The sequence below is a fragment of the Pseudomonas sp. PB103 genome (assembly GCF_009764635.1).
GTDB lineage: Bacteria > Pseudomonadota > Gammaproteobacteria > Pseudomonadales > Pseudomonadaceae > Aquipseudomonas.
Genome location: NZ_RWIL01000036.1, coordinates 136,846 through 152,655, shown reverse-complemented (window position 1 = coordinate 152,655; position 15,810 = coordinate 136,846). Strand labels below are relative to the sequence as shown.

Below are 15,810 nucleotides of genomic sequence, written 5' to 3'. Positions count from 1 at the left end.
GTGGTCTGGAGCTTCCAGCGTCAGCTGGACCCGAATCACCCGTGGCACAAACTGTCGAGCGTAGGCTTCCCGTACTTTGAAAGCATGGGCTTCAAGGAACTGCTCAAAAGCGTCGAAAAAGTCGACGACAGCACCGTCAAGTTCACCCTGACGCGTCGCGAAGCACCGTTCCTCGCCGACGTCGCCATGCCGTTCACGGCTATCTATTCCGCTGGATACGCCGACCAGTTGCTCAAGGCCAACAAGGCTGGCGACCTGAATAACAAGCCGATCGGCACCGGCCCGTTCATCTTCCAGCGTTACGCCAAGGATGCACAGGTGCGCTTCAAGGCCAACCCTGAGTACTTCCGTGGCAAGCCACCGGCCGATGCGCTGATCCTGGCGATCGCCACCGACAACAACGTGCGCCTGCAGAAGCTCAAGGCCAACGAGTGCCAGATCGCGCTGTACCCGAAACCGGATGACATCCCGAGCATCAAGAAAGACGACAAGCTCAAGGTCGATGAACTGAACGCCATGACCGTTTCGTACATCGCCATGAACACTCAGCACAAATACATGAGCGACGTGCGCGTGCGTAAGGCGATCGATATCGCTTTCGACAAAGCGGCTTACGTCAACGCTCTGTTTGGCCCGGGCAATGCAACCGTTGCGGTCAACCCGTACCCGGACACGCTGCTGGGTTACAACCACGACCTGAAAAACCCGCCACGCGACCTCGACAAGGCCCGTGCCCTGCTCAAGGAAGCCGGGGTTCCTGACGGCACCGTGTTTACCCTGTTTACCCGCAACGGCGGCGGCCCGACCAACCCGAATCCGATGCTCGGCGCGCAGATGATGCAGGCTGACCTGGCGAAAGTCGGGATCAAGGTCGACATCCGCGTGATGGAATGGGGCGAGATGCTTAAACGCGCCAAGGCCGGCGAACACGACATGGTGTCGGCCGGATGGGCGGGCGACAACGGTGACCCGGATAACTTCCTGACGCCTATGCTCAGTTGTGAAGCGGCCAAGAACGGCGAGAACTATGCACGCTGGTGCAACGAGAAATTCCAGGCACTGCTGGATGAAGCACGGGCTAAAGTAGATCCGGCCGAACGCGCCGCGCTCTACGAACAGGCGCAAGTGCTGTTTAATCAGGATCAGCCATGGATCAGCATGGCCCACACCAGGATGTTTACCGCAATGCGCAAGAATGTAGAGGGCTATCACATCAGCCCTCTCACCACTAATAACTTCGCCACTACCCAGGTGAAGTAGATAAGAAACTCCCGGCCTCCCTGACCCCAGGGAAGCCGGGCACGCCTAACCGGCTGATGAGGTACCACACAAGATGTTTAGTTTTATTGCCCGCCGACTGGGGTTGTTGATCCCCACGTTTTTCGGCATCACCTTGCTGACCTTCGCGTTGATTCGCATGATCCCTGGCGACCCCGTGGAAGTGATGATGGGCGAACGTCGGGTCGACCCCGAAATGCACGCTCAGGCAATGGAACGCCTAGGTCTGAACAAGCCGCTGTACGCCCAATACCTGGACTACATCGGCAAACTGGCCCACGGCGATCTCGGCGAATCCCTGCGTACGCGTGAGAGCGTATGGACCGAGTTCACCTCCCTTTTCCCGGCGACCCTGGAACTGTCCATGGCCGCCCTGCTGTTCGCCGGCATTCTCGGGCTTCTGGCCGGGGTAATTGCGGCACTCAAGCGAGGATCCCTGTTCGACCACGGGGTGATGGGCATCTCCCTGGCGGGGTATTCGATGCCGATCTTCTGGTGGGGCCTGATCCTGATCATGTTCTTCTCGGTGAGCCTGGGCTGGACGCCAGTCTCCGGACGCATCGACCTGCTTTATGACATCGAGCCGCGCACCGGTTTCATGCTGATCGACACGCTGCTGGCCGATGACGTCGGTGCGTTCTTCGACGCCCTGCATCACCTGATCCTGCCGGCCATCGTGCTCGGCACCATTCCGCTGGCGGTGATCGCGCGGATGACCCGTTCGTCGATGCTCGAAGTGCTGCGCGAAGACTACATCCGCACTGCCAAGGCCAAAGGCCTGTCGCCAGCGCGCGTGGTGTTCGTTCACGGTCTGCGTAACGCGCTGATTCCGGTACTCACCGTGGTCGGCCTGCAAGTCGGCACCCTGCTGGCCGGTGCGGTCCTGACTGAAACCATCTTCTCCTGGCCCGGCATCGGTAAATGGCTGATCGAAGCCATCGGCGCCCGGGACTACCCGGTTGTGCAAAACGGCATCCTGTTAATCGCCTGCCTGGTGATTCTGGTCAACTTCGTAGTGGACATCCTCTACGGCTTTGCCAACCCACGCATCCGTCATCAGCGCTGAGGTCCAATCCAATGAGCACTCCAACTTCCTCAGTAGCGACTTCCGCCACCAACGCGGATCAAAGCCTGCTGTACCCGTCGCCGTACAAAGAATTCTGGCAAGCCTTCTCGAAGAACAAAGGCGCGGTTGCCGGCCTGCTGTTCATGTTGCTGGTGATTTTCTGCGCGCTGTTCGCCCCTTGGGTCGCCCCGCACAACCCGAGCGAGCAATACCGTGACTTCCTGCTGACGCCACCGGCGTGGCTTGAAGGCGGGCAGATGCAGTTCCTGCTCGGTACCGATGAACTCGGTCGTGACCTGCTGTCGCGTCTGATCCAGGGCTCGCGCCTGTCGCTGCTGATCGGCTTGTCGTCGGTCGTCATGTCGCTGATTCCGGGGATTCTGCTGGGTCTGTTCGCCGGCTTCTTTCCGAAGATGATCGGCCCGACCATCATGCGTCTGATGGACATCATGCTGGCCCTGCCATCGCTGCTGCTGGCTGTGGCGATTGTCGCCATCCTCGGCCCTGGCCTGATCAACACCGTGATCGCCATTGCTGTGGTGTCCTTGCCGTCCTACGTGCGTCTGACCCGTGCCGCGGTGATGGGCGAACTGAACCGCGACTACGTGACCGCCGCGCGCCTGGCCGGTGCCGGTCTGCCACGCCTGATGTTCATCACCGTGCTGCCGAACTGCATGGCGCCGCTGATCGTTCAAGCGACCTTGAGTTTCTCCTCGGCGATTCTCGATGCCGCCGCACTGGGCTTCCTCGGCCTTGGCGTACAACCGCCAACCCCTGAGTGGGGCACCATGCTCGCTTCGGCCCGCGACTACATCGAACGCGCCTGGTGGGTGGTGAGCCTGCCTGGTTTGACCATTTTGCTCAGCGTGCTGGCAATCAACTTGATGGGCGACGGTCTGCGCGATGCGCTCGACCCGAAACTCAAGAACGCCGCCTGAGGAGATTCCCATGTCACTGCTAGAAATCAAGAATCTCAACGTTCGCTTCGGCGACAAGACCGCGACCCCGGTGGTCGACGGCCTCGATCTGAAAGTCGACAAAGGCGAAGTACTGGCCATCGTCGGCGAATCGGGTTCGGGTAAATCCGTGACCATGATGGCGCTGATGGGCCTGATCGAGCATCCCGGCATCGTCACCGCCGACTCGCTCAGCTTTGACGGCAAAGACATGCTCAAGCTGAGCAACCGTCAACGTCGGCAAATCGTCGGCAAAGACTTGTCGATGGTCTTCCAGGACCCGATGACCGCGCTGAACCCGAGCTACACCGTCGGTTTCCAGATCGAAGAAGTGCTGCGTCTGCACCTGAAAATGTCCGGCAAGCAAGCGCGCAAACGTGCGATCGAACTGCTGGAAAAAGTCGAAATCCCGGGCGCCGCCAGCCGTATGGACGCCTACCCGCATCAACTGTCCGGCGGTATGAGCCAGCGCGTTGCGATCGCCATGGCGATTGCCGGCGAGCCAAAACTGCTGATCGCAGACGAACCGACCACTGCTTTGGACGTGACGATTCAGGCGCAGATCATGGATCTGCTGCTGGCGTTGCAGAAAGAACAGAACATGGGCCTGGTGCTGATCACCCACGACCTCGCGGTCGTGGCAGAAACCGCCCAGCGCGTGTGCGTGATGTACGCCGGCCAAGCCGTTGAAGTCGGCCAGGTGCCGCAACTGTTCGACGTCCCGGCGCACCCATACAGCGAAGCGCTGCTCAAGGCGATTCCCGAGCACAGCCTCGGCGCCGCACGTCTGTCGACCCTGCCGGGCATCGTTCCGGGCCGTTACGACCGTCCGCAGGGTTGCCTGCTGTCGCCGCGTTGCCCGTACGTGCAGGACAGCTGCCGCGCGCAGCGTCCAGGCCTTGATCCGAAAGCCCACAGCCTCGCCCGCTGCTTCTTCCCGCTGAACCAGGAGGTGGCGTAATGGCCGTCGTACTTACCGCCCGCGACCTGACCCGTCACTACGAAGTGTCCCGTGGCCTGTTCAAGGGCCACGCGACTGTACGCGCGCTGAATGGCGTGTCGTTCGAACTGGAAGCCGGCAAGACCCTCGCCGTAGTAGGCGAGTCGGGCTGCGGCAAATCCACCCTCGCCCGCGCGTTGACGCTGATCGAAGACCCGTCGTCTGGCTCGCTGAAAATTGCCGGCCAGGAAGTCGCCGGCGCCGACAAGGCTCAGCGCAAGCAACTGCGCAAAGACGTGCAGATGGTCTTCCAAAGCCCGTACGCGTCGTTGAATCCACGGCAGAAAGTCGGTGACCAGCTCGGCGAGCCGCTGCTGATCAACACCAACCTGAGCGCTGCCGAACGTCGCGAGAAAGTCCAGGCGATGATGAAGCAGGTCGGCTTGCGCCCTGAGCACTACCAGCGTTATCCGCACATGTTCTCCGGCGGTCAGCGCCAGCGTATCGCCCTGGCGCGCGCAATGATGCTGCAACCGAAAGTGCTGGTGGCGGATGAACCGACCTCGGCACTGGACGTGTCGATTCAGGCGCAGGTGCTCAACCTGTTCATGGATCTGCAGCAGGAGTTCAACACCGCTTACGTGTTCATCTCGCACAACCTCGCGGTGGTGCAGCACGTGGCCGATGACGTAATGGTGATGTACCTCGGTCGCCCGGTGGAACTGGGCCCGAAAAACGACATCTACGAGCGTCCGCTGCACCCGTACACCCAGGCGCTGCTGTCGGCGACCCCGACCATTCACCCGGACCCGAACAAGCCGAAAATCAAGATTGTCGGGGAACTGCCCAACCCGCTGAACCCGCCGTCGGGCTGCGCTTTCCACAAGCGCTGCCCGTACGCGACCGAGCGTTGCAGCACGGAAGAGCCGTTGTTGCGCCAGCTCGACAGCCGACAGGTGGCTTGCCACTACGCCGAGCAATTCCTCAACGGCGCGGCCTAAGCAAATCTGGAGACCGACACAAAACCTGTAGGAGCTGTCGAGTGAAACGAGGCTGCGATCTTTTGATTGTCAGAATCAGGATCAAAAGATCACAGCGTGCCGCAGCTCCTACAGGGGTCGTGTTTATCCATAAAGTGTGAGCAAACCCCTTCTGCATCGACTGCGCATCAGTCGAGGCGCAAGGGGTTTTCTTTTGGCTGTCGGCTCAGACTTTGCAGGCTCTCGCTCGCGGCAGTTGTTGTTAAAACTGTAGGAGCTGCGGCACGCTGCGATCTTTAGATTCTTATTGATAAAATCCAGATCAAAAGATCGCAGCGTGCCGCAGCTCCTACAGGGATATCGCAACCAGGGGTTTATTTGATCTTTGATCTACGTCTGGCTGTCGCCATCGTCCGGATCATCGGTGTCCGGCTCGTCGGTGGTCGAGTCGTCATCATCGGCGCTGCCGCCCTGATCCTGGTCACCCGGTTCGGACTCCGACTTGGCGAGCATCATCGAGCTGTGCCCGACCTGCCCGTTGAACGCCTGAGAATCGTGATCCTCGCACTCGGCCCAGGCCGTCGCGGTGCCGAGGGACAGCATCACCATCACTTTCAACAGCAATAAAACGCGTAGCAATCTGCTCTTCATAACCGACTCCATCCTTTTGCAGGTGAGACATACGTGCCTGACTGGTGCTGTGTGAAATCTAGTTCCGATCAGCCGGGTTCACCAGATAGGACGCTAAGGGAATGGAGAAAATGCCGGGCGATGAAAGACCGGTTTTGAATAGCGTTAATAGCGATGACAGCTAAGCCGGACTTTTCGCGGTTCTCAATGTTTGCAGATGCGTAGCGCTGCCATGTGAGGGGTCGGTCGTGAAGCCTTCAAACCTGCCTGAGCCGGTTAACGCAAGGCAATCCCAATCATCGACGTCTTTTTTTGTGACGAACTTAAATTCAATGATCACTGTTTCCATGGCCAGATCAATCTGCAGGATCGTGAGCTCGCCACCAGGCTGCGTCGTCCAGGTCTTGCCGAACTGATCGTTGTAATAAGCTTCGGTGTCTTTATCGAGATTGATTGGGTGAACCCCTGCCAACCAATACTTCTTGGGAATGTAGAAGTGCAGGCGCTGGTCAAAGCTTCCATTGACCTCGCCCCCCACCCCAAATCGCGGTAGAGTCCGGTTGCAAAAACTGTAGGTCCTGGGCTTTGAATATTTGACTGCCTTGCTCATTTTTTGCCCAAAGCTCCCCCTGCGTATTCGATGCGGTTTGACGGGTCATCAGCAATCCTTTCTGCATGTTCGGCGACGGCGCCGCTCACTCATCTAACGTCCTCGCAAAACCTGCGTCTACTGTCAGACATGACAGTGGACAACCTCCCATAAAGCAAAAAGCCCCACAGGTAAACACCTGTGGGGCTTCTTTGGATCCAGCACTTCGCAACGTTTTACGCCGCGAAATGCAGTGACTTCTACTTAGTGATGCTCACGCGTCGCACGGAATTTCACGTCCGGCCAGCGCTCTTCCATCAGGGCCAGATTGACCCGCGTCGGGGCGAGGTAGGTCAGGTGACCGCCGCCATCGACTGCAAGGTTTTCTACTGCCTTGTTGGAGAATTCCTCAAGCTTCTTCTTGTCGCTGCATTCGATCCAGCGCGCGGAGTACACGGTGATTGGCTCGTAAGAGCACTCGACCTTGTATTCCTCTTTCAAGCGGCTGGCGACCACATCGAACTGCAGCACACCGACGGCACCGAGGATGATGTCGTTGCTGCGCTCGGGGAAGAACACTTGCGTTGCGCCTTCTTCGGCCAGCTGTTGCAGGCCCTGACGCAGTTGCTTGGATTTCAGCGGATCGCGCAGGCGTACGCGGCGGAACAGTTCCGGGGCGAAGTGCGGGATGCCGGTGAATCCGAGGGTTTCGCCTTCGCTGAAGGTGTCGCCGATCTGGATGGTGCCGTGGTTGTGCAGACCAATGATGTCGCCGGCGAACGCTTCTTCCAGCTGCTCACGCTCGGAGGAGAAGAACGTCAGGGCGTCGCCGATGCGCACGTCCTTGCCGGTGCGCACGTGGCGCATCTTCATGCCTTTTTCGTACTTGCCGGAGCAGATACGCATGAAGGCGATGCGGTCACGGTGTTTCGGGTCCATGTTCGCCTGAATCTTGAAGATGAAGCCGGAGAACTTCTCTTCGATCGGCTCGACGGTACGCTCGTTGGCCACACGGGCCAGCGGGCGCGGCGCCCAATCGACAACGGCGTCGAGTACGTGGTCAACACCGAAGTTGCCCAAAGCAGTACCGAAGAACACCGGGGTCAGCTGACCGTCGAGGAATTCCTGCTGGTTGAATTCGTGGCAGGCGCCTTGAACCAGTTCCAGCTGCTCGATGAAACGCTCGTACTCGTCGCCCAGGTGCGCGCGCGCCTCGTCCGAATCGAGCTTCTCGATGATCTTGGTTTCGGTGCGTTCGTGACCGTGACCGGCGGTGTAGACAATGATGTAGTCGTCGGCCAGGTGGTACACGCCCTTGAAGTCGCGGTAGCAACCGATCGGCCAGGTGATCGGCGCGGCCTTGATCTTCAGCACGGCTTCGATTTCGTCGAGCAGTTCGATCGGGTCGCGGATGTCACGGTCGAGTTTGTTGATGAAGCTGACGATTGGCGTGTCACGCAGACGGCAGACGTCCATCAGCGCGATGGTACGTGGCTCGACACCTTTACCGCCGTCGAGGACCATCAATGCCGAGTCCACCGCGGTCAGGGTGCGATAGGTATCTTCAGAGAAGTCTTCGTGGCCGGGGGTGTCGAGCAGGTTGATCATGTGTTCGCGATACGGGAACTGCATGACCGACGTGGTAATGGAAATACCCCGCTGCTTCTCCATCTCCATCCAGTCGGATGTCGCATGGCGATCGGATTTACGGGATTTCACCGTACCGGCCACTGCAATCGCCTTGCCCATCAACAGGAGCTTTTCGGTGATCGTGGTTTTACCGGCATCGGGGTGGGAAATAATGGCGAAAGTGCGGCGTTTCGCGACTTCGGCGGCCTGGTTGGTCATGGGAAATCGCCTGGCGGTGATTCAAAAAAGGGCGGCGAGTATAGCTTAAAAAGTAACCGCCGAACCACCGTCCCTCGGACCCGCAAAACCCCGCAGGAGCTGCCGCAGGCTGCGATCTTTTGATCTGTTGCTCTAGAACAAAGTCAAAAGATCGCAGCCTTCGGCAGCTCCTACCGGTGGCCAGATGGCATCTTATGTGGGAACCTTTTAAAGCACGGAGACGTCCATCCCCTGTTACGAATTTTCGTCAGGGGCTGAAAAATCAGCAAGTTAGCCTGACGAGGCTGCGCTCATGGCTCGCTTTCAGACCGCTTTTTGCCGGTGCTGAGGGAGCTGCTTCTCGCGAACGTTCACTCCCGGCAGCCAAGGCTTGGCATGCCACACGGGAGAGCGTTCGCCGACTACAAAAAAAGGAGTCCGCCTGTGGCTATCCGCTATGGCAAAGGGCTGATGGGAGGTGCGGTGGTGATCGCGCTCCTGGCCCTGCTGGTCCACTGGATCGGCATCAACACGATCGAACACTACCGCGACGATTTGTTGTTTTACCTGCAAGCTCATCTGATTCTCGTCCTCGCTTCAATGCTGGCTGCCCTTGTCGTGGGCATCCCTGCCGGTATCTTCCTCAGTCGCCCGACCATGGTCGGCCGTGCTGAACGCTTCATGCAGATCTTCAATATCGGTAACACCGTGCCTCCGTTGGCCGTGCTCGCGATTGCCCTGGGCGTCCTCGGCATCGGCAGTGGCCCGGCGATCTTCGCTTTATTCCTCGCTTCCTTGTTGCCGATTGTGCGCAACACCTACGAAGGCCTGAAAAACGTCCAGGGCTCGCTCAAAGAAGCGGCCGTCGGCATCGGCATGACGCCGCGCCAAGTGCTGTGGAAAGTCGAATTGCCCAACGCGGTGCCGATCATTGTCGGTGGTGTGCGCGTGGCGTTGGCAATCAACGTCGGCACCGCGCCACTGGCGTTCCTGATCGGCGCAAACAGCCTCGGCAGCCTGATCTTCCCCGGCATCGCCCTGAACAATCAGCCGCAACTGCTGCTCGGCGCCGCGTGCACCGCGCTGCTGGCCTTGCTGCTCGATGGCGTCGTCACCCTCGCCAGCCGCCTCTGGCTGGAACGCGGTTTGCGCCCGTCTTAAGGCTTTTGCGAAGGAATGAATATGAAACGACTTTGTTTGATCTTAGGTTGCGTCCTGCTGTTCGCGGGCATCGCGCAAGCCGCTGAGAAACCGGTGATCCGCCTCGGCGCCCGGGTCTTCACCGAGCAGACCCTGCTCGCCGAAATCACCGCGCAATACCTGCGCAGTAAAGGTTATGACGCGCAGATCACCGGTGGTCTGGGCAGCAATCTCGCCCGCAGCGCCCACGAAAGCGGACAACTGGACATGCTCTGGGAATACACCGGCGTGTCGCTGGTGGCCTACAACCATGTCACCGAAAAACTCGACAGCGCACAGTCCTACGCCCGGGTGAAAGAACTCGACGCAAAAAAAGGCCTGATCTGGCTGACGCCGTCGAAATTCAGCAACACCTACGCCCTCGCCCTCCCTAAGAAAGTCGCCGAGGAGTACCCGCAGATCAACAACATCAGTCAGTTGAATGAAGTGCTGCGCGCCGAGGCCAAGACTAATCACTTGGTAGCGCTGGATACCGAGTTTGCCAATCGCTCTGACGGGCTGATCGGCATGGTCGATCTCTACGGCATGAACCTGAGCCGCAAGAACATCCGCCAGATGGATGCCGGGCTGGTTTACACGGCACTGCGCAACGGTCAGGTGTTCGCCGGCCTGGTTTACACCACCGACGGTCGCCTCAACGCCTTCGGCCTCAAGCTGCTGGAAGACGACAAGCATTACTTCCCCGACTACACCGCAGCGCCGGTGGTGCGTCAGGCCTACCTCGACGCGCACCCGCAACTGGCCGAGCAACTCAAGCCGCTGGCGGAACTGTTCGATGACGAAACCATGCGCCAGCTCAACGCGCGGGTCGACGTCGATCACGAAAGCCCATCAAAAGTGGCCGCCGATTTCCTGCGCCAGCACCCACTCAACTAAGGAGGAAAAGTCATGGAATTTCTGAACGCCTTTTCCCACCTCGACTGGCAGCAGGTGATGCACCTGACCTGGCAGCACATCACCCTCGTCGGCATCGCCGTGACCCTGGCGATTGTCGTTGGTGTGCCGTTGGGCATTCTGATGACACGGTTTCCGACCCTCGCAGGCCCCTTGCAGGCCAGCGCCACGGTGCTACTGACCGTGCCGTCGATTGCCCTCTTCGGTCTACTGCTGCCGTTCTACTCCAAGTTCGGCCAGGGCCTCGGGCCGATGCCGGCGATCACCGCAGTATTTCTCTATTCATTGCTGCCGATCATGCGTAACACCTACCTCGCCCTCACTGGCGTCGAACCGGGCATCCGTGAAGCCGCTCGCGGCATCGGCATGACCTTCGGCCAGCGCCTGCGCATGGTCGAGTTGCCGATTGCGGTACCGGTGATCCTCGCCGGCGTGCGCACCGCCGTGGTGATGAACATCGGCGTGATGACCATCGCCGCGACCATCGGCGCCGGTGGCCTCGGTGTGTTGATCCTCGCTTCCATCAGCCGCAGTGACATGTCGATGCTGATCGTCGGCGCACTGCTGGTCAGTCTCCTGGCCATTTTCGCTGACCTGTTTCTCCAATGGCTGCAACGCTCGTTGACTCCAAAAGGACTGCTCAAATGATCGAACTTCAAAACCTCAGCAAAACTTTCCAAAGCAACGGCAAAGACGTCAAAGCCGTGGACTCGGTAAGCCTGACCGTCAATGAAGGCGAAATCTGTGTGTTCCTCGGGCCATCGGGTTGCGGCAAAAGCACCACGCTGAAGATGATCAACCGCCTGATCAAACCGACCTCGGGCAAGATCCTCATCAACGGTGAAGACACCACCGACCTCGACGAGGTGACCCTGCGTCGCAACATCGGTTACGTGATCCAGCAGATCGGTCTGTTCCCGAACATGACCATCGAAGAGAACATCGTCGTCGTGCCGAAACTGCTCGGCTGGGACAAACAGAAATGCCACGACCGCGCCCGCGAATTGATGAGCATGATCAAGCTTGAGCCCAAGCAGTATCTGCATCGTTATCCGCGCGAATTGTCCGGTGGTCAGCAACAGCGCATCGGCGTGATCCGCGCACTGGCGGCCGATGCGCCGCTGTTGCTGATGGACGAGCCGTTCGGTGCGGTCGACCCGATCAACCGCGAGATGATCCAGAACGAATTCTTCGAGATGCAGCGCGCGCTGAACAAGACCGTGATCATGGTCAGCCACGACATCGACGAAGCCATCAAACTCGGCGACAAGATCGCGATTTTCCGCGCCGGTAAACTGCTGCAGATCGATCATCCGGACACGCTGCTCGCGCACCCGGCGGACGACTTTGTCAGCAACTTTGTGGGTCAGGACAGTACGCTCAAGCGCCTGCTGTTGGTCAAAGCAGAAGATGCTGCGGACAACGCGCCGTCAGTAAGCCCGGAAACCCCGGTGGCCGATGCGCTGGAATTGATGGACGAGCATGACCGTCGCTATGTGGTGGTCACCTGTGCCGAGAACAAGGCGCTGGGTTATGTCCGCCGTCGCGACCTGCACCGTCAGACCGGCACGTGCGCGCAATACTTGCGCGAGTTCAACGCCACGGCCGCCTACGACGAGCATTTGCGCATTCTGTTGTCACGCATGTACGAGTTCAATCGTTCGTGGTTGCCAGTGATGGACGCCGAGCGAGTGTTCCTTGGTGAGGTGACGCAGGAGTCGATTGCCGAGTACCTGAGCTCGGGTAAATCCCGAGGCGGTAAAACCAGCATTGTCTCGCCAGCAGAGACAGCGCTGGCCTGATACGGCGAACCGGGCCAGTCTCCACGGAGAATGGCCCGGTTGTTCGTTCAGGAGGTAATGGCCTGGTCCGCCGCGAAAAACTCGAACTTGGCTTTTTCGGTGGGCGTTTGGGGCAGGGTGATTTTGATCACTGGGATCCAGATATCGGTGTGGGTCTTGAAATCCTTCTGATCGGCCTGGGCCGAAGCCTTGCCAGAATCACTGATGTAAAAAACCGCTTCGATCGGCAAGGTTTTACCCAAATCCTGAGCCCATTTGCCCATGCGGAACTCGTTTTGCGTATTGAATGCAAAGGTGCCGCCCATGCCCTGCGCCTTGAGCGCCTCGTTAAATGCAGTGGTTGCCCCTTCATTTAAGCTATCGCGCACATTAAATCCGCACAGGCTTCCATACTTCACCGTCGACTTGTTGTAGTGATCAATATATTGGGCGGCGGTGTTAATACCTTGGGACTGGCATGGTTTGCCAACGACAGGATAGGCCACTTGTACTCCACAGCCTTGATCATCGCGCAGGTCGGCACCCGCATCGACCGGAAAGAAACATAAGACCGTTGGGTAGACCTTACCCACCGGAGAGAAAAACAATGGATAGAAAATAAAGCCGTTTGTGTAACCAAACACCAACTTGTTGAAATTTGCATCGGTACGGAGGAAGGAAAACGAAACGCCGGTCGACTGGGGGTTCGGATCCCAGAATCGGTAACTGGCAGAATGGTTCGTAGCACGCAAGAGTACGCCAGAGCACAGAAACGCTGGGGCTGACGGACGATTTTTACACAGGGTCGCCGTGTCGTTGTAGGCCTTGGTCAAGTAAGCCGCGATCTCCGGGCCGGTGCCATCGGCTCTCACGTTGATCGGCGCTGCAGCAGTGACAAGTGTCGGCTGTTCCTGCGGTACTTCATGTGTTGCGCAACCGGACAGGGTCAGCGCAATCATTAACGCACTTATTCTTTTCATCCTTTGATCCCCAACGTGATATTTCGATAAATCAGCAGCGCATGGGCACGTGGGTGCGGATAACTTTAAAGTTGCCGGCACGCTTGCTTGCACTTGGTTAAAAGAGAGTTACCGGTGCCTACCTTAGGGATATAAAGAACATTAAACACCTGTCAGAAATGACAGTTTGAACGGCGTCATTGATACTTTTTCGAAATAAATTTCAAGGGCCGTTATTACCCGGGCTTGAGGATGCTGGCGGACGGAAAGAATCCTCCGAGGGAACATCCTTCTGTCATCTCGGTCGGTTACATCAGGAGTCAGGGAAGACCGCACGACGGAAGCGTGCAGAAATGCGACATTTTTTGTTGATCTCAGGCCCCTCACGCCCTAAAGTTCGCGCCGAACGTCCATGCTGGAAACGATCCATCCGGCTCAAGTACTGACGACGAGACAGCAAGGCCAAGGGCAGCAACGCACCCATGGCCTTTTTGCTTTCGGCGACATGCCTTGGGAAGTAGGCGAACCAAAGTGGGGATACGGAGGACGTTCATTTGCACCCATTGTTTTTACACGTTTGCCATAGGAGCTCCCTAGCATGTCGATCCAGGTCGAAGATTATTTCGCGCGCGCCACTTTTGACAAAATGAAGGCGTTCGCCGACAAACAGGAAACCCCGTTCGTGGTGATCGACACCGCGATGATCAGCCAGGCCTACGATGACCTGCGCGCCGGTTTCGAATTCGCCAAGGTCTACTACGCGGTCAAGGCCAACCCGGCCGTCGAGATCATCGACCTGCTCAAAGAGAAAGGCTCGAGCTTCGACATCGCCTCCATCTATGAGCTGGACAAAGTGATGGATCGCGGCGTCAGCGCCGACCGTATCAGCTACGGCAACACCATCAAGAAATCCAAGGACATCCGCTACTTCTACGAGAAGGGCGTACGTCTGTTCTCCACCGACTCCGAAGCCGACCTGCGCAACATCGCCAAGGCTGCGCCGGGTTCGAAAGTTTATGTGCGCATCCTCACCGAAGGCTCGACCACGGCTGACTGGCCGCTGTCGCGCAAATTCGGCTGCCAGACCGACATGGCCATGGACCTGCTGATCCTCGCCCGCGATCTCGGCCTGGTGCCTTACGGCATCTCCTTCCACGTCGGTTCGCAGCAGCGCGACATCAGCGTGTGGGACGCGGCGATCGCCAAGGTCAAAGTGATTTTCGAGCGTCTGAAAGAAGAAGACGGCATCCATCTCAAGCTGATCAACATGGGCGGTGGCTTCCCGGCCAACTACATCACCCGCACCAACAGCCTGGAAACCTACGCCGAAGAAATCATCCGTTTCCTCAAGGAAGACTTCGGTGATGATCTGCCGGAAATCATTCTCGAGCCAGGCCGTTCGTTGATCGCCAACGCCGGTATTCTGGTCAGCGAAGTGGTGCTGGTTGCGCGCAAATCGCGTACTGCCGTCGAGCGCTGGGTGTACACCGATGTGGGCAAGTTCTCCGGCCTGATCGAAACCATGGACGAAGCGATCAAGTTCCCGATCTGGACCGAGAAGAAAGGCGAGATGGAAGAAGTGGTCATCGCCGGCCCGACTTGCGACAGCGCCGACATCATGTACGAGAACTACAAGTACGGTCTGCCGCTGAACCTGGCGATCGGTGATCGCCTGTACTGGTTGTCGACCGGTGCGTACACCACCAGTTACAGCGCGGTCGAGTTCAATGGCTTTCCGCCGCTGAAGTCGTATTACGTGTAAGCGTCTTACCCGTAACGCAAAAAGCCCATGACCTGTCATGGGCTTTTTTATGCGTTACAGCCGGGTCAATTTGCCCAGTTGGTCCGACATGCTTTGCACATCGTTCAACGGTCCCTTGAGCATCGGCAGCGCAGACTTCGCCCGCGCCATCGTCATCGCCGGATAATGGTGTCGAAGCATCTGTTGCGCTTCATCCAGCATGCACGACATCCGATAGCAGAAATCGCTGAGGTTGTTCGCCGCACTGGCAGCGCGTCGGCGCAGGTTGAACAGAAACTCGACATGTTCTTTGGACTGCGCGATTCGCTCCTCCTGCGAATACAACCGGCCTGGCTCATAAGTCGTGCCGGGCAGACCGATTTTACCCAGGCTGTAATAGGCCTCGATCTTGGGGATCGGTTTATCGCACGTGCATATCGGCATCGTCAGGCATTCGATGAAACGCACGAATATGCCGTGGATCGACTCTGCCAGTCCGATCACCTGGGTTTTGAAATTGAGCACCATGCCCCGGTATTGCTCAAGCCGGCGATCCATTTCGCGCAGCACATCGATGATGTTTTCGGCAGGTGCATTGCCCCAGGCAGGCGACCTCACCAGTGAAAATTGCCGCGGATCGATCGTGACGATCGTCTTTCGGCGATTGTCGGCCTTTGAAACGACTGCCTGAAACTCTTCGATAAAGGCAAAAATCTCACGCAACACCTGCGCAGAACCGCTGCCAAGCAACGGTGTGGCCACCTGTATCGCCCGCCAACACATTTCACTGCTTTGTGCAGCCTGCCTCAGGCTTTGAACATTCGGCGGCGGCACCATGATGTGCTTTTGCCGTTCGAAGATCCCGCTAAACTCGGTCATTTCCTGCAAGGCAGGGGGTAGATCCTGCAGAAAATTCACGTACTGCTTCAATGCAGCGAAGTTTTTTTCTGCCAGTAAATATTCAAGCAT

General features: G+C 58.2%; 15 protein-coding genes. 10 read left to right on the top strand and 5 right to left on the bottom strand.

The window, feature by feature from the left end; all coding sequences use genetic code 11:
* From EJA70_RS06770 to EJA70_RS06750, 5 genes are all read left to right on the top strand, one after another.
* Positions 1–1,260: ABC transporter substrate-binding protein (locus EJA70_RS06770; RefSeq protein ID WP_158830230.1), on the top strand; the 1,260-nt coding region annotated here is incomplete at its 5' end.
* 73 nt (positions 1,261–1,333) lie between these two features.
* Positions 1,334–2,344 (top strand): ABC transporter permease subunit, encoded by a 1,011-nt coding sequence (locus EJA70_RS06765; protein WP_158830229.1) that lies wholly within the window; start codon positions 1,334–1,336, stop codon positions 2,342–2,344.
* Between the two features lie 11 nt (positions 2,345–2,355).
* A complete protein-coding gene (locus EJA70_RS06760; protein WP_008085271.1) occupies positions 2,356–3,282 on the top strand; it encodes an ABC transporter permease subunit in 927 nt (308 codons plus the stop codon).
* A 10-nt stretch (positions 3,283–3,292) separates the two neighbouring features.
* Entirely contained in the window at positions 3,293–4,261 is a 969-nt protein-coding gene (locus EJA70_RS06755) for an ABC transporter ATP-binding protein (protein WP_016985406.1), read from the top strand.
* Positions 4,261–5,241: a peptide ABC transporter ATP-binding protein gene (locus tag EJA70_RS06750; RefSeq protein WP_158830228.1), complete on the top strand. Its 981-nt coding sequence runs from the start codon at positions 4,261–4,263 to the stop codon at positions 5,239–5,241. The genes EJA70_RS06755 and EJA70_RS06750 overlap by 1 nt, the downstream gene beginning before the upstream one ends.
* A 369-nt stretch (positions 5,242–5,610) precedes the next feature.
* Here EJA70_RS06750 and EJA70_RS06745 read toward each other — a convergent pair whose 3' ends face one another.
* The 3 genes from EJA70_RS06745 to EJA70_RS06735 form a co-directional block, all read right to left on the bottom strand.
* A complete protein-coding gene (locus tag EJA70_RS06745; protein ID WP_158830227.1) occupies positions 5,611–5,871 on the bottom strand; it encodes a hypothetical protein in 261 nt (86 codons plus the stop codon).
* A gap of 160 nt (positions 5,872–6,031) precedes the next feature.
* Positions 6,032–6,460 (bottom strand): hypothetical protein, encoded by a 429-nt coding sequence (locus EJA70_RS06740; RefSeq protein ID WP_158830226.1) that lies wholly within the window; start codon positions 6,458–6,460, stop codon positions 6,032–6,034.
* 243 nt (positions 6,461–6,703) lie between these two features.
* Complete coding sequence (locus EJA70_RS06735) at positions 6,704–8,287, bottom strand: peptide chain release factor 3 (protein ID WP_158830225.1); 1,584 nt, start codon at positions 8,285–8,287, stop codon at positions 6,704–6,706.
* Positions 8,288–8,737: 450 nt separating this feature from the next.
* On the opposite strand from EJA70_RS06735, the gene EJA70_RS06730 reads away from it, so the two are divergent.
* The 4 genes from EJA70_RS06730 to EJA70_RS06715 are packed head-to-tail and all read left to right on the top strand — an operon-like array spanning position 8,738 to position 12,162.
* A complete protein-coding gene (locus EJA70_RS06730; RefSeq protein ID WP_169844036.1) occupies positions 8,738–9,427 on the top strand; it encodes an ABC transporter permease in 690 nt (229 codons plus the stop codon).
* A gap of 21 nt (positions 9,428–9,448) precedes the next feature.
* Positions 9,449–10,342, top strand: a complete 894-nt coding sequence (locus tag EJA70_RS06725; RefSeq protein WP_008088748.1) for a glycine betaine ABC transporter substrate-binding protein — start codon at positions 9,449–9,451, stop codon at positions 10,340–10,342.
* Between the two features lie 12 nt (positions 10,343–10,354).
* The gene (locus tag EJA70_RS06720) at positions 10,355–11,008 is read left to right on the top strand and encodes an ABC transporter permease (RefSeq protein ID WP_007915307.1); all 654 of its coding nucleotides are present in this window, start codon (positions 10,355–10,357) and stop codon (positions 11,006–11,008) included.
* Complete coding sequence (locus tag EJA70_RS06715) at positions 11,005–12,162, top strand: betaine/proline/choline family ABC transporter ATP-binding protein (RefSeq protein ID WP_008088750.1); 1,158 nt, start codon at positions 11,005–11,007, stop codon at positions 12,160–12,162. Before EJA70_RS06720 ends, EJA70_RS06715 begins: the two co-directional genes overlap by 4 nt.
* A gap of 47 nt (positions 12,163–12,209) precedes the next feature.
* Here EJA70_RS06715 and EJA70_RS06710 read toward each other — a convergent pair whose 3' ends face one another.
* Positions 12,210–13,100 carry a hypothetical protein gene (locus EJA70_RS06710; protein WP_256677632.1) on the bottom strand — a complete coding sequence of 297 codons (891 nt, stop codon included), beginning with the start codon at positions 13,098–13,100 and terminating at the stop codon, positions 12,210–12,212.
* Positions 13,101–13,698: 598 nt separating this feature from the next.
* Here EJA70_RS06710 and EJA70_RS06705 point away from each other — a divergent pair.
* Positions 13,699–14,862 carry a type III PLP-dependent enzyme gene (locus EJA70_RS06705; protein WP_008088754.1) on the top strand — a complete coding sequence of 388 codons (1,164 nt, stop codon included), beginning with the start codon at positions 13,699–13,701 and terminating at the stop codon, positions 14,860–14,862.
* 54 nt (positions 14,863–14,916) lie between these two features.
* Here the strand turns inward: EJA70_RS06705 and EJA70_RS06700 are convergent, their stop codons facing one another.
* Positions 14,917–15,759, bottom strand: a complete 843-nt coding sequence (locus tag EJA70_RS06700) for a hypothetical protein (RefSeq protein WP_256677631.1) — start codon at positions 15,757–15,759, stop codon at positions 14,917–14,919.
* Positions 15,760–15,810 lie beyond the last annotated feature (51 nt).